Below are 19137 nucleotides of genomic sequence, written 5' to 3'. Positions count from 1 at the left end.
GCCCGGTTCTTTAAGGATGAAATTAGCCCGATTGTTTATTCAATGCGTCGTGTTATTGTTGTTGTCAGGAATTGGCAGCAGGAGTTACGCGCAGACGGAAAGCGTTACCTCCAGGATTTATTTCCCGGGTTCTATTGGTCTGAACCTACCGTTTGATGATTCCCGGCTCCACTTAAAAAACGGCACGATGCTGACAACCGCATTGGAATACAGACCGGTTAACGGGAATGCGATATTTATTCGGTTCAATTATGACGCTGTTCATAATCGTTACCAGCAGGTTTATTCCAATTCGCCTACCAATGTAAATACCGGAAAACTATCCGCAGACATCTTTTCCCTCGGTTTAGGTTATCGGCGTAAAGTCGGAATCATCAAAGTGTTTGGTCTTTTGCAACCCGGCTTAGCCATCAATAGTTATGACCTGGTTAATTTTAACCCCGAAACAATAAGTATCGATCAGATCAGCCGCCATCATTTAAGTATAAAACTCACCTCCGGGATAGAATATTACCTGGCAGAACATTTTGCCCTCACACTTGAATCATCTTATTTTTATCTCGCTCCACGTGGAAACTACAAATTACTTAACCCGAGTAGTTTAAATTTCAATATAGGTTTTACAACAACTTTATTTTAATCAATGCATCCTGCTTACAGATCCGTGTCCTGTTTTTCTACTGTTAACACAATAAGTTTCACACAGGAGATAACATAGTTCGAGTTATCCCATAATTCTTTAGTGGGTAACTCTATTGGTAACTGAATACTAGGCCTTCTTTAATTCTGTTTCGTACAAAACCTTACCAACCTGATTGATCGCTTTTACATTTAAACGGTTTGCATCGACAGAAAAATACATAAAACCATGCTCTGATGCCTGGAAACGGCTATAAGCTTCTCCTGCTGTAACTTTGGTAAGCTCGGAGCCCGCGCCCGAAATAAATTGATGGGTAAAGCCATCGAGTTTTAAATGCTGTAGAGAATGCTCATGGCCCGACAGATAAACATCCACCTTATGATCATTCAGGGTTTGGTATAAGGCTTTCTTCATGGTAATGGTATCATAATTATTGATACGTGGCCCAACAGTACAAAATGGATGATGCCCTACAACAATTTTCCATTTTACATCAGCAGATGCTTTTTCCAGTGTTTCGTTAAGCCATTTCATCTGGGTGGCTACATAATCGGCCTTATCTTCATGTAAAAAAGGATCAGTATCCATCATTATAAAAAGAACTTTATCTTTCTTTTTATCGGTCACTACGCTTTTTATCTCCTTGTCTTTATCCTTATTTAAGCTTACTTCTTTGGCGTAATAACGGGCAGGCATATTCCACCTACGGCTTACCTTGCTATATCTGATCTGTGCATCAACATCAGCGTGATAGTCATGATTGCCAAATACGGGGTACCAATCACACTGTAGGGAGTGGGCGGTGTAAATATTTTCGAAAGAGTAATGCCAAAGCGGGTCAGCTTCGCTAACCACACCTTTGGGGTAAAAATTATCGCCTACCGAAATAACAAAATTATTGGGGTGCGCCGCGCCCCATTCGCCCATTTGTTTGGCAACCTCCAGTTGGTCGTATTCACCATTGCGGCCCCAATCTCCAAGGGCCATAAAGTGCAAGGCAAAATCATCTTTTATAGATGCGCTTGGCGATAGATCGTCACTTTCAAAATGGGTAACCTCAGTTTTGGCCAGGCTTGTTAAAGGGCTAATCAGGGTAGCGCCTATAGCTCCCATCGTAGTGTTTCTTACAAAGTCTCTGCGTTTCATGCAATTATTTATTTAAACTATAAACCAATAGTTTGAAACTATCCAGAACAGGTGTTTTTGTACCCGGTTGAAAATCAACCACTGGCAGATATAACTTATGCGTTAATAGGTCAATAGCCATCGTTTTAGCTCTGTTTTGGGTGGTTATAGTCTGTATCAGTGTATAAGCATCTGGTGTATCCTGTTTAAAAACGGTTGCTGTACCATCGCCGTTAGAAGCAATTATCAGTTTGTTTTTAGCATCGTAAACAACGGCATCTACCCCAGCGCCGATAGGTAGGGTTTGCACAATTTTACCGGTTTGAGTATCAATTACACTCATGCCTTTGTTTTCGCGGCATACCGTAAATAAACGTTTATTTTGTTTATCCAGAGCCAGGCCTGTAGGGCCGCCGCAGGGTGAAAGCGGATAGTTCTTGATCACTTTTAAAGTTTTGGAGTCAATTACATTTAAACTGCTTTTATCTTCAAGATTGTTGTAAATAATGCCCTTGCTATCGGCAACGGCAAACTCAGGCGCGCCACCCATGTCTATCGTGGCAACTTGCTTTAGTTCTTTCGGATCTACCACAACACAAGCGCTGCTATGACCTTCAAACGCAAAGATCTTTTTTGAGTACGGATCATAAATAATACCATCGGCGCCATTACCCGTCACCGGGATCTCTTTAACAACCTTTAATGTTTTAATGTCAAAAGCTATAACCGCGTTGGCTTTACCATCGCTTATAAAGCCGAGGTTAAGCTCATTAACTATAGCAATACCGTGTACGCCTTTCATATCGGCAATGGTGCCGATCACTTTTTCGGTTTTAAGATCCACAACATTTACTGCGGTACCATGTGATGCATATAAAACCTGATTAATTTGGTCGATATATACATAATCGTATCCGCCATTGCCGGGCAGCGGAATAGTTTTTTCGGCCACATAGCTTAGGTTTTGGGCTGATGCGAAAAAAGGGAATATGGTAAATAAAAGAAGGGTGAATAGTTTACAATTGCTGATTTTCATACTTTAAGTTGTTATAGGTGAATAAGGATGGGGTGGTGCCCATCCTCTAAAATGATTTATTTTAGTGCTGGTTGCCTTTGCCATCACTTGTATAGGCTCCAAGATCAAGGTTATATTTAGTATTACCGGCACTAAAAGCCGGTGAGGTACTTTGTAAATGGAAATCATTGGTATTTGGGAAACCGTTTGGTGCAGCCACGGTGCCATCAAACTTTACAAACAGAGGATTAAGGTCGCCTATTTTTTTGGAGATCAGGTCAGTAGGTTGCGGTTTGCCCAGGCCGGATGCCGGGTAAAAGTTATCTCTGATATTGATCTTTTGTGATGGATCAACCAGATCTGCATAGGTATCAACAGTAGCATAAAACAGGTTGTTACCATAAGTGGTGTGCACCAGGTCGCCATCGCTAAAAAGCTCTATACCATGATAATCGTTCACGATAATGTTATTGTAAATATGACCAATAGCGTTTACACCCACTGAGACCGCACGCCCAGGTTCGGCCGAGCCTCGTCTCCACCCGTTGGACACCAGGGTGTTATTATAAACATCCACTTCGGTTTGTGGAAAAGGTTTACTTGCATTGGTTTCAAGTTTTATGCCACTGCCAGCCTGACTAAAGACCACATTATAAGCAACAATTCCCTTAGTGCCCGATTTTAGATTAATGCCTTCACCGTCTGTACTTCCTGACGAACTGATGGTGTTTCTGAGTATCGTTACTGTTGCACCAAATAATCCCATCAGGTCATCCTGACCATTGGTAAACCATGAATCTTCAATATCAACAGGAATAGCGCTTGCCACAATGATTGTTCTTCTGGCGCTTCCTGAAGCATCGGGTCCACCAGTATTATCGATATGTGTCCACTTAATGGTTATAGCCTGGGCTGTATCTGCCTGAAAACCACCCCATGTACCGGGTTTATTCAAATCCGAATTGAAAAATATAGGTTGATCCTTGCTACCCAGTAATTGCAATACCCCTTGAATAGTGAATTGTGCATTATTTTTAACAATAATAATGGCGCCAGGCTGGGAGGCCAGTGTATCACCTTTTTTAACAGTTATGTCGCCGGTTACGGTGTAAGTTTCACCGGTTAATAATGTTCCTTTAACGAAACCACTGATATTGCCTGGTGTAATAGGACTTGATGCTGGTATTTTTACTTTGTTAAAGGTGGTGACCTCTGCTTTTTTGCAGGAGTTCAATATAATGGTTAGCAAGCAGCTAACTATTAACAGATAATGATATCTTTTTTTCATTTTGATTTTATGCTTAGTGTGCGTAACGGAGACCTACATTAAAACTCACATTGGATAAATCACGTGATTGTATCAGATTATTGATCTTAATGGTAGTAGGGGTATTCAACAAATTATTAACTTTTGCAGTGAATATAATATGTTTGGTTACTTGTTTTTCTCCGGATAGAGCTAAAAAGGATTGTGGTTGTTGGTAATAATCATAACCATAGTTGGAGTATACAAAAGGCAGAGTCCTGCTGGTATAGGTATAGGCTAATTGTACAAATGCCTTTTGTTTGTCATTTTTATATAAGAGTGAAAGATTAACAACATCTCCGGTTTGCCCTTGTAGTGGTCTGCTTTGTAGTTTAAGAACAGTAGTAGGAGCAGCAGTAGGATCTGATGTACTAACTGAGGTGTAAAATTTGGGAGAAGTAATATTGGAATAAGTGTAAGTATAATTAGCAGAAACCCCTAAATCACCAAAATACCTGCTGTATACAATCTCGGCCCCCGCTATCTTAGCCGTACCAAAATTTTGAGGAGTTTGTTCAAATTGCCCACCGCTTATTTCTTTTAAAGCAAATTCTATTGGGTTTTTAACATTCTTGTAAAAGCCACCAATAAAAAACTGTTCTTCTTTGCCAGGGTATAATTCATACCGCAAATCAAAATTATCAGCCTCTGTATGAAGTACAGATGGGCTACCTGTAATATCACTACTTTGACCAAGAGTAGGAGTGGGTACTAATTCATATAAAGCGGGGCGCGCTATGGATTTAAAATATGATGCCCTGAGGTTTGATCTGTCGCTTAGTTTATACTTCAAATTTAAGCTGGGCAAAACATCGGTATATGTTTTTTTTGCACTACTAGAAGTATCCAAAACAACCGGATGGGTATCAAAACCTTGTACAGTGCCTTCCACACGTACGCCACCAACTATCTCCAGCTTATCAATGGTAAGTTTAAACTCTCCGTATCCTGAAGTAATGTTTTCATAAGCCGTATAATTCGCCTTATCGCTTGTGGAGGTCCCGGTAACATTATAAACTATCCAATCGGCAGCATAAATATCGGTAAATGGGCTTTTTACACCGTTGGCTGTGGCTGTTGGCCTAAGCGTATACGAGTTTTGCTGATTGTACCTTGTACTATGTCTATATAAGCCACCAACCTTCAGTTCTATAGAGTTTTTTTCTCCTAATGCTGTTTTATACCCTAGGTTAGCCATGGCGCTCAGATCCTTATTGCCACTTTTTTGCCATATCCTTGAAATATTATCAAAGTAGTTAGGAGTACTTGTAAAGTCAGGATTGATCAGGTGATTGATTGATATATCTGCCCGGTCAGGCGCATTTTGTGTAGCATTGGAATATATACCAGACCAATCAAAAAGAAAATGCTTTGCAATTATATGTTTACCATTTAACTTAAGATTTTCGACAAACTGGCTCTGGGTAGTTGATCGATTATCATTAAATACAGTTCCGGTACCGGGACCTATCCTGCCGCCATTGCCACCCACTATAGAGGTATCAATACTTAAACGGGTTTGAGCTATGTATGTGTACAGAAAAACATTATCCAGGCTTATTTTATTGTTATCGTCAATTTTATAGTCCAAATGGGCCGATAAGCCATTATTAAGCTGTTGTGTTGAATACGCCCTGTTGGCAACATCAGTGATTATTGGTTGAAAGTTACTCGATTGTGGATCTATCTGGGCAAGATTAAACTGTGAATTGGTACCGTAATACTGGTTTTGATAACTATCAGCCACAATAAAGCCTAATTTATTCTTTAAAAATCGGCGACCGTAGGTAAATCCTAACAAGGAGGTTACCGGTGCATTTTTTTTAGTAAAATCAAGGTTAGGACGGGTAAAATAGCCCGGTGGGGCCACATAACCTTGCCCAAATCTTTCTGTGGGACTTTTTACAACAGCTCCGTGAACAAAATCATCAAATTTACGGTTAAAAAACAGGGCACTGTAACCAACTGATGCATTGGCTGTGAAATATTCATATTCGGGGGCATCTTTAAACACCAGATTAACCGTACCGCCTATGGCATCGCCTTCCATTTCGGGAATTAATGTTTTACTTACTTCAATTTTTTCTAAAAGATCAGATGGAACGATGCTGAGTGATATAAACCTGGACACGGGGTCAGGACTGGTAACCTTTACACCGTTAATTAAAGTATTGTTATAACGAGGTTCCAACCCCCTGATGATGGCATATGCTTCATCAGAGCCGCTGTTGCGCTGTAACGTTACCGCTGATACCCGTTGCAAGGCATTGGCTGCATTAATATCTGGCGATCTTTGCATGGCCTGTGCCGAAATTACATTGGTAATATTACCAGCATTTTTCTCTGAACGACGGGAGGACGATTCAGATTCCGCGTTGGCCTTTGCATAAACGCTTATCGCTTTTAGTGATTCGGTTTTTTCGGTGAGCGACATATTTAAAGTCAGCATCTGGCCTGCGGAAAGCTCAATATGCTGCTCATATTCTTTGTAGCCTATGTATTTTACTTTGACCTTATAGGATCCGGGCAATATTCCGCTGATCTGGTAATGTCCGAAAGCATCGGTAATTGATCCTCCTTTTATACCATCAAAGTGCACATAGGCACCGCTTAGTGGTTCTTTGGTGTTTTCATCCATTATTTGTCCCTTCATAGTCGCATTTTGGGCCGCAGCTACGGAAGAAAGAAAAAGAAAAACAACAATCAGGTAAAGTTTATTCCTCATATGTTCAAGTGATTTTTTTGCAAATCACCCGGTCAATTTGGGAGAAATATTGAATAAATTGCCCTGGTCAGATAACTTAACCTATTGGTAATGAAGTGTTAATAGTAGCGTTGTTTAGGGAGCCGATTACGTTGTTGGGTAACTTTAATTTAATGGTCGGGGCGCATTACTTTGCATTGATTATGATTACTCTTTGGACTAGTGAAGTGTTACCCTAAACACATTAAAACTATTGATTATCTTTATGGAGACCTATTTAAATGGAAATCCAACTAAAATTCTAATTGGTTGCACCATATGGAATAGACTTTAACTGCGTTTGTTAATCAACTATAGAAAAACTAACCACAGACATCGGCCATGCAAAATATTTTTAAGATATGCTGTATCATCTTGATTGCATTAACTACTTCAGCGCTAAGCCAGGAATGTTTTGCACAGGTTAAAAACAAAAAGCTACATGGGTCACTGAGGGACTCATTACGGGAAAGGGTATTACACAGAGATTCTGTTATCCGCTCCTTTAAGCACTCCAATAGCTCCATCAACAATCTGCTGGCTAAAATTGAAGATTATACGACCTCTTACGTCGAAACAAATAGTGATCTCTCCCGTGGCTTTGACACGCTGGAGATAAGTCAGCAATTGCCACCCTTGGAAAAGAGGATGGCATTAATGCGCAATACGATCAATAAATCGACGACACTGGGTAACCTGGTTACTATCCGTGGTATAATTGATCATCTGAAAGATCAGATGAACCTATGGGAGGATCAAGTGACCGTTTACAACAACCAGTTAGATGATATCCATACCAAGGTGTCAGATTTTAAAGCGGATACGGGTTTGCGCACTATTCCAGCTGATAGCAGTTTACGGGAAAGGTGCTTTATTGAGGTTCAATCGCTGGAAAAGAAATGGAATGACTTGGATAATAGTGTTCAAAGATCAATCATCAGAATTGGCGTTTTGGAAAACAGAATTTCTGCTTTGTCTATTTTATTGATAGATCTGGATGATAAGATCGATTTGAAGATACATGAATTTACTTTAAAATCGATGACTAATGAATATGGCTTTATTTGGGATTGGAAGAAAGCACAGGCGTTAGACAGATTAGATTCAACACTTGTTAAAACAGTACGTTTGAATGTGCTGTTGTACAGCTATTTTTTAACAAGTAAATCAAATTGGGGAGGGCACCTGGCCAGCTTGTTAACACTAATTGTTTTTTTTGCCTGGGTATATCATTGCAGACGGAAGGTGATGCGTGACAATCAAGAACATAATGTCATTTTTGATCAGATACATTATATCGTAAAGCATCCCTATTTGTCGGCATTGACGGTTATCAGTATACTGTCACCATATTTTTATGATCATCCGGTGCAAGCGTTCGCACATACGATGCTATTGATCATGATGGGTAGCATTGGTATACTGATAAAAGAAAACTGGCCTACGTCTTTATTTAAATTTTGGAGAATATTGTTTATTGTGGCAATTATCTTTTGCCTGAGTAGTTTACAGGTAACAATCACTTATGAAGACAGGATCATATTGCTCTTGTTATCTGGGTTGGTTATTTACCAATCAATTACATTATTAAAGCACATTAAAATATCCCAGGATACATATCCGCCGTATCTATCATTGATATTAAAGGTATTTATTGCATTACATATCATTTCCATCTTGTTAAACCTAACAGGAAGATTCAGTTTGGCTAAAATAGTGGAAGTCAGTGCAACGTTAAATATTTGCCTGGCCATGGGCTTTTATCTGTTAGTGCAGATATTAATGGAAAGTTTGTTTTTACAGTTGGAAGGAAATAAAGATCCGGATCAGCATCCGATAAACTCTTACCTGGATTTTAAAACACTGCAAAAGAAATCCAAAGGGTTCCTGGTTAAAATTACAGCGATATTATGGTTGATAGCATTAGCTAAAAATCTTACCATCGATGACTACTTGTATGATCAGGGTAATGATTTTCTGAACCACCCCTATAAGATTAGCAGTACTGCTTTTACCTTCAGGAGCGTGTTGGTTTTTATTATCGTGATCTGGACTTCTGGTCTCATTGCACGTGTGATTAGCTATTTTTATGATTTTGCCGGACAACAAACCAAACTTACACCTCAGGCAAAGAAAACCCGGTCATCTATACTACTCATCAGGTTAACCATATTTGTGGTTGGTTTTTTTGTGGCAATAACTGCTGCTGGAATTCCGATGGACAGGGTAACCATTATTATTGGAGCTTTAGGTGTAGGTATTGGTTTCGGTTTACAGAATATTGTCAATAATCTTGTATCTGGCGTGATACTGGCCTTTGAAAAGCCGGTTCAGGTGGGTGATATCATTGAAGTAAGCGGAAAATCAGGCACGATCAAAGAGATAGGGATCAGATCAAGTAAAATAGAATGTGGTGATGGATCAGAGTTGATCATACCCAATGGGGATCTGATATCTCAGCATGTCATAAACTGGACTTTAACCGACAATCACCGCAGAGTGGAGCTCCTTATTCGTGTGGCTTACGGCACAGATGTGGAAAAGGTAGAAAATATCCTGAATGGGATTGTTCAGAACCATCCCGATATTATGAAGGCACCAGCCGCTTCCGTTGTTTTATATAATTTTAGCGACTCGGCAATAGAGTTTCGGGCTTTGTTTTGGAGTGCGGATATTTCAAAGTGGGTAAGTTTAAAAAGCAGTGTTATGCGCGCTATATATTTGGCATTTGAACAAGAGAAGATAGAGATTCCGCAGGGCCAGTTACAGGTATTATTTCCAGAAAGCGGGATTCATCCCCCTTCTAATATTTATGCACCAAGTTCTAATGATCATCCCGATCCACCCAAATAAAATCACAGTTTAAAATAGGGTTTTACTGGCATCTATATATTACTCGGTTTTGCTTCATAGTTTATAATACTACTTGCTTTAGCCATTGATTATTAACTTCTTATTGGTTTATATAAATGGAGCCTTATAGAAAAAGTTATTCCATCGATACGATCAAAAATCAAGATTGAAACTGAATTTAATACCGTACGGAGAAGCACCCGGATGATCGAGATAATTAAATCTCCGGATCACATCAAAGCGGAATACCTTAAAAATGTTCCCGATACCCGCTCCAGCTTCTACATAAGGTGTTTTGCCCAGGGCATAGGTACCGGTGCCACCATTTGAACCCATAGGGAATTGATATAGATTGGGAGCATAAAGCGGATTGTTTTCATTGCGCAAACCACCGTATAGCATTTTGAAAGACAGATACTCTCTCCATTTGAGGTGCTCAATCAGCGGGATCTTATTCAGAAAAAAACCATTAAAACTTTGCGTCATGTTAAGCCCTACGTAATGATCGCTTACAAATTCCAGGTAGTAAAAGCAGGTGACGTTTTGGTTTCCAATGCTACTGGCGAAATAAGGACCGTGACACCATTGAGAATGACCACCAGGTGAGAAAATAAACTATGACAAGATCAGTAAGTATGGTTTTAGTTTACGCCTAAAATTATACTTGTTGATCTTATTTAAATCTCTGTAAAATGAAGCTCTAAAGGATCAGAAACCTTACAAATCAGAATATTCAGCCGGGTGCAGAAAAACAATATCAGCGTGGGAAACATTATTTTTATATTCTTCTTTTGCGGTCAGCGTTTTCCATTGTACCTCACCGGCACAATGATTTTAACAACGACTATTTGTCTATCTGGTTGTACAGACAATATTTTTCATTTCATTCCTCGTCAGCAAGCACAGATATTATGGTCAATCATCTACTTCATACACCCTGTTTGTGCTAATTGGAGGTTTGTAATGGTTGAAGCAATGTTTTTAATTCTCCGGATAACCGTATTTGGCGGGATATTCAACAATCTTGCGATACTCCTGATGCCACATCCTTCTCTGACATGATTGATAATGTAGGAGTTAGTGCCAGATTTATATGCTTTTTTAAAGTAATGTGACATTTGAGTCTTATTACAACTGTTACAGCGATAGCGCTGCTGACTTCGGATCTTGCCAAACTTGATAGTTGGCCCTAAACAATGATGACAATTTGAATTAACAACAGCTTTGATACAGGTATCCAATTCTCAGGCAATTACAGTCTAAATAATCGACTAAAATAAAAAGGATGGTACATAAGTACCATCCTTTTTAATAAATTTTAATGTGGTGTATTTTTATTGCTCTTGATTATCAGGTTATTAATTTGATAACAACACGATTGATACACTACCTATAAGGAGCGGAGAGCTAGGGATTCGAACCCCAGGAACCTTTCACAGTTCAACAGTTTTCAAGACTGCCGCAATCGACCACTCTGCCAGCTCTCCGGCGACAAAAGTACAAATCCGGACTGAATTACCAAATCTGTTTACCGTTTTTTTTCAATTATTTAATATTGGGAAATAAGCATTTGATGCTCAGTAGGTTAATTTTTTGGAACGTCTGTTTTTTTGCTCCGAAAGGTGTTATGAAGGGGTTTTACGATGCGAATGTTGCGTTTTGAAAGCTCAATACTGGCGTTTAATTCAAATCCAATGAGCAAAATTAGCGAATTGAGGTACATCCAGATCATCACCACAATGATGGTTCCGATGGAACCATACACTTTGTTGTATGATGAAAAATGGTTAATATAATAGGAGAATCCTATTGATGTTAATACAGCTAAACCGGTTGCCAGAACAGAGCCCGGGTTAATGAACTTCCATCTTTTTTTGTGAGCTGGCCCATAACGGTATAAAATGGATACCGTTACAAAAAATATGATGATGATCACTATCCAGCTCAACACCAAACCGAGTAAGGAATACAGCCAGATAATGCTTTTGCTGATCAGATGCCGCCTAATGAATTTTATGGCCGTTTGTCCGGCTACAAGTATACCTATGGCTATAACAAGCGCAAAACTGATGGCAATGGTAAGCATAAGCGCCACGCCTCGTCTTTTTATCCAGCTGCGCCTGTCTTTGAGTAGCGATGATTTATTGAAAGCCTTCATGAGGTTGGTTACCCCATTGGTGGCAAAATATAGTGTAGATAAGAAGCCTAAGGATAATAATTTGCCATTTTGATTCTTGATGATATCAATGAGGGTGTCCCTGAAGGCCAGATATGCGTTTGTAGGCAAAATGGTCGATAATATCCGCAATAATTCAACCTGGAAATGATCTATGGGGATATAAGGTATCAGCGTGCACAAAAATATGGTTGCCGGGAATATAGCGAGCATAAAGCTATAAGCCAATGAAGATGCACGGTTAACCAGCGAACTGTTGGCGATTTCCTTGTAAAAAAAAACAATAACCGTGTATAGGGGTAAGGGACGAAAGCCCGGCAGAATGATAACTTTTGTCCAGTCAACAAAGTATCTGTAAAAACCAAACCGGAGCAAAAAATGGTGCAGCCATCTCATTAAACCAAATCTACTTAAAAAACTGTACTAATTTATCAATGAAATCCTGTGGCGGCAGGCATGGGCGGTTTGTTTTCATGTTGATGAATACCAGCAATGTTTCGCCCTGATTGATGAGTTCACCTTTGGGGTTACTCAGCTCATACCTGAAATGGATGCGGATGCCGGGCATTTTATCCATGATCACTTTTACGCTGATCTCTTCATCATACAGTGCCGGTTTCAGGTACTTGCATTTGAGCTCCAGCACGGGCATCATAATGCCCGATTGCTCCATGCCGCTGTAGGTTAAACCCAGGCTGCGCAGCATTTCTACACGACCAACTTCATAAAATTCGGCATAGTTGCCATAATACATATAGCCCATCTGGTCGGTTTCGCCGTACCTGACCCGTATTTTAGTAGTATGCTCAAACATTAGCGCATGATCTTTCGCTCGTTAAGCGCCTGCTGAAATTTATGCGCGTTCACCAAATGATCGGCCACGTTGGTGGCAAAGGCATGATAGCCCGAAAAATCGGCCTTGGCGCACATATAAAGGTAGTCGTTCTTCTGATAGTTCAATACCGCTTTTACCGCATTAACCGATGGCATCATGATAGGTCCTGGAGGTAAGCCTTTATGCAAGTAAGTATTGTATGGTGAATTATATGACAGATAACGGGTTAATACGCGCTTAATAGTAAAATCATTCAGGGCAAAGATTACAGTAGGATCTGCGTCCAGTGTCATGCCTTTTTTTAGTCTGTTCAAGTACAAACCGGCCACAGCAGGCATTTCGTCATCATGTAGGGCTTCAGCGTCAACAATAGAGGCTAAAATAGAAACCTGCGGCAAGGTTAAGTTAAGTGCTGCTGCCTGTTGCTTGCGCTCCGGTGTCCAAAAATTTTCATAGTTGGCATACATCTTTTCAAAAAACTTCTCGGGCGATGTATTCCAGTATAATTGGTAGGAGTTAGGCATGAACATAGTATACACGTCATCGGTAGTAAAACCATATTTAGACACATAACTGGGAGAATCCAACAGGTTGATAATAGCGGCTGAATCGGGCTCGATTTTTTTGGATACGAAACCGGCAAACTGTTCTTTTTGCCTTAAACCATGAAACTCCAGTTGAACGGGTTCTTGTGTGCCCGATGCCAGCATATTGATCAGTTTACGGTTGCCCATACCCTGGCGCAGGTGGTAACGGCCAGGTTTTACCCGTTTAGGGTAATTCATATTTACAGCTGCCCAGTTAAATGTGGCTGTATCTTTAACCAAATCCTGCTCCTGTATGGTTTTTAATACCTGGTCATAAGTAGCGCCTGTATGTATATACAGGTATTCCTGTTTGCCAGTAACGTTGGGGCCAAAGTATTTTAAGTAATAATTGAAACCGGTAAAGCCCAGTAGTACAATGATAATGAGCACCAGGGCTATGAGGAATTTTTTGAGTATACCCTTTGACGGCGCTTTCTGTTCAGTCATGATAAATAGATATTTATTTTATAGAATCAAGATATAAGAGTCAGGAATCAAGACGGGACAAAACTTTGTTAATTAAAACCCGCATGATTTGAATCAATATTAAGACCAGGCAAAATTAACAGACTATTATTGTTTTTCTTAATTCCTGACTCTTATATCTTGATTCTTATTTTTAATTATTTTAATTTTTGAAGGGTTATCAATCCGCCGCTTAAATTTTTAACATCAAGATAACCATTTTGCTGCAATATAGTTTGTGCTGTTTTGCTGCGCAAACCAACTTTGCAGATAACGATGATCTCATCTGTTTTGTTGTAGGCCCAGTCACTAATCACTTCTTCCAGTTTTGGTAAAGGAATATTGAGCCCACCTATATTATAGGTATGGTATTCCATTGTCCCGCGTACATCTACCAGGTTCAGGTGCTCACCCTTGTTTAGGCGGGCCAGCAGATCAGTAGCATTAATTTGTTGGGGCATCGGGTGTTTTGGTGCCTTGAGTTACGGTTAAGTTGATGCGTGTACCAATACTGGCTTTACTGGCCGAATCGGTTTTCATTGGGTACTGCGATACTACAACCACATTGGTAGAGTCGGTAATAGTTCCCTGGTAAGTAATGGTACCGATAGTAAGACCCGCTCCCTTAATGGCAAAACGAGCGGCGTCCAAGTCAAGTTTAACCAGTTCCGGGATCTCCACTTCACTGGCACCTTCGCCATCGCCCAAAACCAGGTCAATACGTGAACCTTTAGGTATTTTGGTGCCTGCTTTGATCACCTGGCCGCCAAAACGAACTTCCAGGATACGATCACGCGCAATATCTGAGCGATAAGTAGTATCGCCGATTTTCAGGCCATAGTTTGACAGCGTTGCCACCGCTTCGCGATAACTACTTTGCTCCAGATCGGGCAGCGAAATATTGGGAGCCTGCAGGGTAACCATGGTGAGGTAAATAACACGGCCTTCCTTTACATTGGTGCCCGCGTCGGGGTCTTGCTCTACAATAGTTCCCGGGGCTACATCCTGCACATAAACCGAGTCGATCTTATAATCAAAGCCTTGTTCTTTCAGCATCGCGGTAGCCCTGTCTATCAGCTGTCCTTTGAGTTTAGGTACAGGTATGCCGGCTCCATGGTGGGTATAATATCCGAGGCTGTAAAAAGCTATTAAAACGATGACTATTACCGAAATAATAGCCATAATAATGTTATTGCGAAATGACTTTGTTTTTAAGTAAGCCCCAAATTTGCTCATTGGTATTTGCTTCAAATTAAGTATCAAACATAGTGATAATTTCGGATTTGGGAATTTCAATTTAGGATTTTTGCTGATGTGACTGGTATATTAATCACTTTTATCCTTAATTTCGAAATCGAAAAACAGAAAGCATTTAATTGCGATAAAAACAGAAATACTAAATTCCAAATCGAACATCCGATATCCGAAATGAAAAAAAACATAGCCCTTTTGGCCGGTGGTTTTACCGGTGAATATGAAGTATCTATCAATAGTGCCAGGAACATAGCGAATACTTTGCCAACCGAAAAATATCAAATTTATACCTTATTGATTAATCGCGACAGATGGTTTTATGAATCGGAGAATGGTCCGGTTGATGTGGATAAGAATGATTTTACCATCACATTGAACGGCGAGAAGATAAAATTTGATTTCGCTTTTATTACTATACACGGTACCCCAGGCGAAGATGGTAAGGTACAAGGCTATTTGGATATGCTGCGCATCCCATATAATACCTGCGATGCCACCACATCGGCTATCACCATGAATAAGGCCTACACCAAAACCCTGGTAAATGGCATACATGGCCTGCACACCGCTCATTCCATGCGCCTGTTTGAAAAGGATATGCATGATGTGGCCATTATTGCCGCTACTTTGAAATTTCCGCTGTTCATCAAGCCAAACAACGGTGGCAGCAGCGTGGGCATGAGCAAGGTTTATAATGTAGCTGGTTTGCCCGATGCCTTAAAAAAAGCCTTTCACGAAGATCAGCAGATATTGGTTGAAGAATTTATAAAAGGCCGGGAGTTTAGCATCGGCATAGCCCGCCTGCATGGCAAAATCACGGTTTTGCCCGCTACCGAGATCATTACCTCTAAAGACTTTTTTGACTATGAAGCCAAATATACCTCTGGCGTAACGGAAGAAATAACACCTGCTGACCTCAGCACAGAACAAAACGAACGGATAGCCGGTATTGTGACCGAAGTATATAGTCGCCTGAATTGCAAAGGCATGGTGCGGATAGATTTTATCCTGTTGGAAGGGTCAAACGATTTTTATTTTATTGAAGTAAATACTACCCCAGGGCAATCGGCCGCCAGCCTAATACCACAACAGGTAAGAGCAGCAGGTATGGATCTTGGTGAGTTTTACAGCGCACTGATAGAAGGAGCGATTTAAGAAATTTTGATTATTTAAAGGAGACACATATAATGTGTCTCTACAAAAAACGGCCCGTAGAGACGCATCACATGCGTCTCTTTCTTTTTAATATTTTATATGTAACAATGGCATCTCTTTCATCATCAAATCATCAATGCTACAATTCAAAGAATTCAAAAAGCTATATGGTGGTTTCCCGGCACTGAAGGTTGATGAACTCTCCATCGATCCGGGTATCTACTGGATAAAAGGTGTAAATGGTTCCGGGAAAAGCACCCTGCTCAAATCCATCGCAGGCATATTGTCTTTTGAGGGCGATATCTTGCTGGATAATAACATCAGCATCAAAAAGCAACCGGTTGAATACAGAAAACTGGTAAACTTTGCGGAGGCAGAACCCATATTCCCTGAATTTTTAACGGGTAAGGAATTGATAGCCCTGTTTGCTCAGGCCAAAGACGCGCCGGCAGGGCAGGAGCAGCATTATATTGATACCATGCAGATGCAGGCTTATGTAAACCGACCGGTTGGTACGTACTCCAGCGGGATGCTGAAAAAGCTGTCGCTGGTATTGGCATTTATGGGGAAACCGAAATGGATACTGCTGGATGAACCTCTCATCACCATAGATACGGCATCTTTAAAAATACTCAATACTTGGATAGCCGAACGTTATAACCAGGAAGGCACCAGTTTTCTGCTCTCATCGCACCAGGCATTGGAGCACGCAGAGCTGCCCATAGCCCGCGAATTATTGGTAGAAGACCAAACCCTCAAATTTATTGCCTGATGCAGCAACCACTCACCAAAGTATTGCTTAAAGTATTTGCCGGTGGCTTTTACCAGGTGCATGCCGGGATATTGTTTGTTGTGTTTTTTATAATGGTGGGTACCGTGCCAGGCAATATGCTCATCACCTACCATAAATCGTTAATGCTGGCTATGACCAGTAGTCCCATCATGTTGGCTTTGGTATTGGCGGTTTGGCTTGTCTATATTTTCAAAAGCTGGCATTATGTAAGCACCCAGATTTTTGCCCCTGATAAACAATTCCTGTTTTACAGCAGTACAGTCTTGAGCAGATCAGAACAACGTAAAAGCTGGTGTTATATGCAAGCTGCTATTTTAGCTCCTGTCATTATTTACGCATTACTGACGATTGGGGTAGGGCTTGCAAATCATTTATATATATTACCGGCGGTGATCATTCTGTTTTTAAGTGGTATGATCTGGTGCAGTGCGGTGCTCTATGTACGCGTAATGAATGGTCTGATTGACGGTAGTAAACAATCGCTATTGCTCAGGTGGAGCAGCAAATGGCGCAAACCTTACTTCAGCCTGTATATCTATCATATTTTTGATGATAAAAAAGTATCTTACTTTATCACTAAGGGGTTATCCTGGCTGATCATTAGCGGAGTGTTTTATTTGTTTGCCGATGTAAGTACGGATACCCGTTTGGCAGGCATAGCCATACTGGCGGTGATCACCGCTCACGTAATATTGATATTTGAAGAACGCCGTTTTGAAGAAACCAAATTAAGCTTTGCCCGTAATTTACCTATCAGCCGGTTCAGATTATTCTTAAATTTTGCCGGGGGTTATTTCTTTTTATTGTTGCCCGAAAGTGTTTGGCTTTTCAGCAGGTTTCACCCGCTGATGGCGGTGGAGTTATTATTGACCGGCTTAAGCATAGCCCTGCTGTTCCACAGTCTGCTATACTGGTTTGGCCTCAATATGGATCAATACCTGCAATGGATCCTCGGGCTGTTCATCGTGTTGTTCTGGGTGATCATGTTTCGCCTGCTTTGGGTATTGATCCCGCTGAACCTGGTTATTGCCTACTTGTTTTTCTACAATAACTATTATAGGTATGAGGGGGTGGTGAACGAGAAGTAAGTTATACGTTTGACGTGATACGTTGTAAGTAAAAAAGAGGAGCACAAACGTACAACGTATCACGTCATACGTATAACCTATATCAGGTAATGCTCAATCACATCTTGCGGGACCTTAGCACCGCGACCAGTAGCCATATCAATCATCACGTAATCAAAATAGCCGTCGCAGCTTATTTTGCCGGTACCTTTATTGGTGATAGTGAATTGTACCCGGCAGCCTTTTTCATTAATTGATTCGATACCTGTTTTTACAATAAAGTAATCGCCCATGGCCAGGGGGCGCTTATAATCTACATGGGCAATACGTATCACCCAGCCAAAGCCGCGCTCCATGAATTTTTCCATGGCCATGCCGTAGCAGCGTTCCATCTGATCATACCGTGCAGCCAGCACATAATCAAAATATTTGCTGTTATGCACATGCTGAAACATGTCGATATCATCAGGGCGTACGCGGAGTTCGGTTTCAAAGGTGCTGTATTGGGCAGGAGTATTCATTAGGCAAATATAGTTCATTAGGTTGGTTGTATGAATCGCATAACCAGCGTTAGGGATTGCAGCGGATACCGGCCTTGAGCCTAAGGCCTGCAGGCGTATGAGCGGAAAGCCCGGGCCGCAGGCAACGCCCCATTGATATCTATAGCTACGCTTCTATAAAAATAACCTGGTTTTCTCCCCAAGTCTACTTATTAAACCCCTTGCAAATATGTAAGCTTATACCTATCTTTGCACCCACAATTAATTAATCATTCACGCTTTAATATTATTCAAGTAATGTATTTAGGTAAAGAAGCAAAGGCAGAGATCTTTGCAAAACACGGTAAAGGTGCTACAGACACAGGTTCTGCAGAAGGACAAGTAGCATTATTCACCACCCGTATTGCACACTTAACTGGTCACCTGAAAAAAAACAAACACGATTTTTCGACCCAGTTATCACTTCAAAAATTAGTAGGTAAACGCCGTGCATTACTGGCATACTTATTCAAAAAAGACATTGAAAGATACCGTGCTATCATCAAAGCTTTACAGCTAAGGGATATCATTAAGTAATTATCTCCGTTTTTATTTAAAAGCCATCCTGATTTAGAGGATGGCTT

The 19137-nt window shown here is 40.6% G+C and carries 18 protein-coding genes and 1 tRNA gene; 6 read left to right on the top strand and 13 right to left on the bottom strand.

Going from position 1 to position 19137, the window contains the following annotated elements; translation table 11 throughout:
• Window positions 1-16 precede the first annotated feature (16 nt).
• On the top strand, window positions 17-640 hold the full coding sequence (locus tag BLR84_RS11570; RefSeq protein WP_176852036.1) for an outer membrane beta-barrel protein: 624 nt from the start codon (window positions 17-19) through the stop codon (window positions 638-640).
• A gap of 129 nt (window positions 641-769) precedes the next feature.
• Here the strand turns inward: BLR84_RS11570 and BLR84_RS11565 are convergent, their stop codons facing one another.
• The 4 genes from BLR84_RS11565 to BLR84_RS11550 all read right to left on the bottom strand — a co-directional run bounded on the left by BLR84_RS11565 (window position 770) and on the right by BLR84_RS11550 (window position 6811).
• Window positions 770-1786: a metallophosphoesterase gene (locus tag BLR84_RS11565; protein WP_090468069.1), complete on the bottom strand. Its 1017-nt coding sequence runs from the start codon at window positions 1784-1786 to the stop codon at window positions 770-772.
• A 4-nt stretch (window positions 1787-1790) separates the two neighbouring features.
• Window positions 1791-2801, bottom strand: coding sequence for a YncE family protein (locus tag BLR84_RS11560; protein WP_090468068.1), 1011 nt, complete (start codon window positions 2799-2801; stop codon window positions 1791-1793).
• Window positions 2802-2862: 61 nt separating this feature from the next.
• Window positions 2863-4068, bottom strand: coding sequence for a right-handed parallel beta-helix repeat-containing protein (locus tag BLR84_RS11555; RefSeq protein WP_090468066.1), 1206 nt, complete (start codon window positions 4066-4068; stop codon window positions 2863-2865).
• A gap of 13 nt (window positions 4069-4081) precedes the next feature.
• Window positions 4082-6811 (bottom strand): TonB-dependent receptor, encoded by a 2730-nt coding sequence (locus tag BLR84_RS11550; protein WP_090468064.1) that lies wholly within the window; start codon window positions 6809-6811, stop codon window positions 4082-4084.
• Between the two features lie 360 nt (window positions 6812-7171).
• Between BLR84_RS11550 and BLR84_RS11545 the strand changes: the two genes are divergently transcribed.
• Window positions 7172-9682, top strand: coding sequence for a mechanosensitive ion channel family protein (locus tag BLR84_RS11545; RefSeq protein ID WP_090468063.1), 2511 nt, complete (start codon window positions 7172-7174; stop codon window positions 9680-9682).
• Window positions 9683-9835: 153 nt separating this feature from the next.
• On the opposite strand, the gene BLR84_RS11540 is transcribed toward BLR84_RS11545, so the two are convergent.
• From BLR84_RS11540 to BLR84_RS11515, 8 genes are all read right to left on the bottom strand, one after another.
• Window positions 9836-10168, bottom strand: a complete 333-nt coding sequence (locus BLR84_RS11540) for a hypothetical protein (protein WP_090468061.1) — start codon at window positions 10166-10168, stop codon at window positions 9836-9838.
• Window positions 10169-10605: 437 nt separating this feature from the next.
• Window positions 10606-10800 (bottom strand): IS1-like element transposase, encoded by a 195-nt coding sequence (locus BLR84_RS30570; RefSeq protein ID WP_143013885.1) that lies wholly within the window; start codon window positions 10798-10800, stop codon window positions 10606-10608.
• A gap of 282 nt (window positions 10801-11082) precedes the next feature.
• A tRNA-Ser gene (locus tag BLR84_RS30010) sits at window positions 11083-11169 on the bottom strand.
• A 98-nt stretch (window positions 11170-11267) separates the two neighbouring features.
• A complete protein-coding gene (locus BLR84_RS11535; RefSeq protein ID WP_090468060.1) occupies window positions 11268-12254 on the bottom strand; it encodes a YihY/virulence factor BrkB family protein in 987 nt (328 codons plus the stop codon).
• A 10-nt stretch (window positions 12255-12264) separates the two neighbouring features.
• A complete protein-coding gene (locus BLR84_RS11530) occupies window positions 12265-12672 on the bottom strand; it encodes an acyl-CoA thioesterase (protein ID WP_090468058.1) in 408 nt (135 codons plus the stop codon).
• Window positions 12672-13727 carry an endolytic transglycosylase MltG gene (gene mltG, locus BLR84_RS11525; RefSeq protein WP_090468056.1) on the bottom strand — a complete coding sequence of 352 codons (1056 nt, stop codon included), beginning with the start codon at window positions 13725-13727 and terminating at the stop codon, window positions 12672-12674. Before mltG ends, BLR84_RS11530 begins: the two co-directional genes overlap by 1 nt.
• Before the next feature lie 176 nt (window positions 13728-13903).
• Window positions 13904-14206 carry a rhodanese-like domain-containing protein gene (locus BLR84_RS11520; RefSeq protein ID WP_090468054.1) on the bottom strand — a complete coding sequence of 101 codons (303 nt, stop codon included), beginning with the start codon at window positions 14204-14206 and terminating at the stop codon, window positions 13904-13906.
• Window positions 14190-14981, bottom strand: a complete 792-nt coding sequence (locus BLR84_RS11515) for a PASTA domain-containing protein (protein WP_090468052.1) — start codon at window positions 14979-14981, stop codon at window positions 14190-14192. Before BLR84_RS11515 ends, BLR84_RS11520 begins: the two co-directional genes overlap by 17 nt.
• 192 nt (window positions 14982-15173) lie before the next feature.
• On the opposite strand from BLR84_RS11515, the gene BLR84_RS11510 reads away from it, so the two are divergent.
• From BLR84_RS11510 to BLR84_RS11500, 3 genes are all read left to right on the top strand, one after another.
• Window positions 15174-16154, top strand: a complete 981-nt coding sequence (locus tag BLR84_RS11510; RefSeq protein WP_090469224.1) for a D-alanine--D-alanine ligase — start codon at window positions 15174-15176, stop codon at window positions 16152-16154.
• Window positions 16155-16290: 136 nt separating this feature from the next.
• The gene (locus BLR84_RS11505; RefSeq protein WP_090468050.1) at window positions 16291-16926 is read left to right on the top strand and encodes an ABC transporter ATP-binding protein; all 636 of its coding nucleotides are present in this window, start codon (window positions 16291-16293) and stop codon (window positions 16924-16926) included.
• Window positions 16926-18035 carry a hypothetical protein gene (locus BLR84_RS11500; RefSeq protein ID WP_090468049.1) on the top strand — a complete coding sequence of 370 codons (1110 nt, stop codon included), beginning with the start codon at window positions 16926-16928 and terminating at the stop codon, window positions 18033-18035. Before BLR84_RS11505 ends, BLR84_RS11500 begins: the two co-directional genes overlap by 1 nt.
• A 77-nt stretch (window positions 18036-18112) precedes the next feature.
• Here BLR84_RS11500 and BLR84_RS11495 read toward each other — a convergent pair whose 3' ends face one another.
• Window positions 18113-18535, bottom strand: coding sequence for an acyl-CoA thioesterase (locus tag BLR84_RS11495; RefSeq protein ID WP_176852035.1), 423 nt, complete (start codon window positions 18533-18535; stop codon window positions 18113-18115).
• Between the two features lie 276 nt (window positions 18536-18811).
• Between BLR84_RS11495 and rpsO the strand changes: the two genes are divergently transcribed.
• Window positions 18812-19090 carry a 30S ribosomal protein S15 gene (gene rpsO / locus BLR84_RS11490; RefSeq protein ID WP_076379122.1) on the top strand — a complete coding sequence of 93 codons (279 nt, stop codon included), beginning with the start codon at window positions 18812-18814 and terminating at the stop codon, window positions 19088-19090.
• Window positions 19091-19137: the final 47 nt, after the last annotated feature.

Origin of the sequence: Mucilaginibacter sp. OK268 (assembly GCF_900103125.1) — a bacterium.
Taxonomy (GTDB): Bacteria; Bacteroidota; Bacteroidia; order Sphingobacteriales; family Sphingobacteriaceae; genus Mucilaginibacter.
The sequence above is the reverse complement of the archived record's forward strand: the minus strand, read 5'-3'. Positions and strand labels throughout refer to the sequence as shown.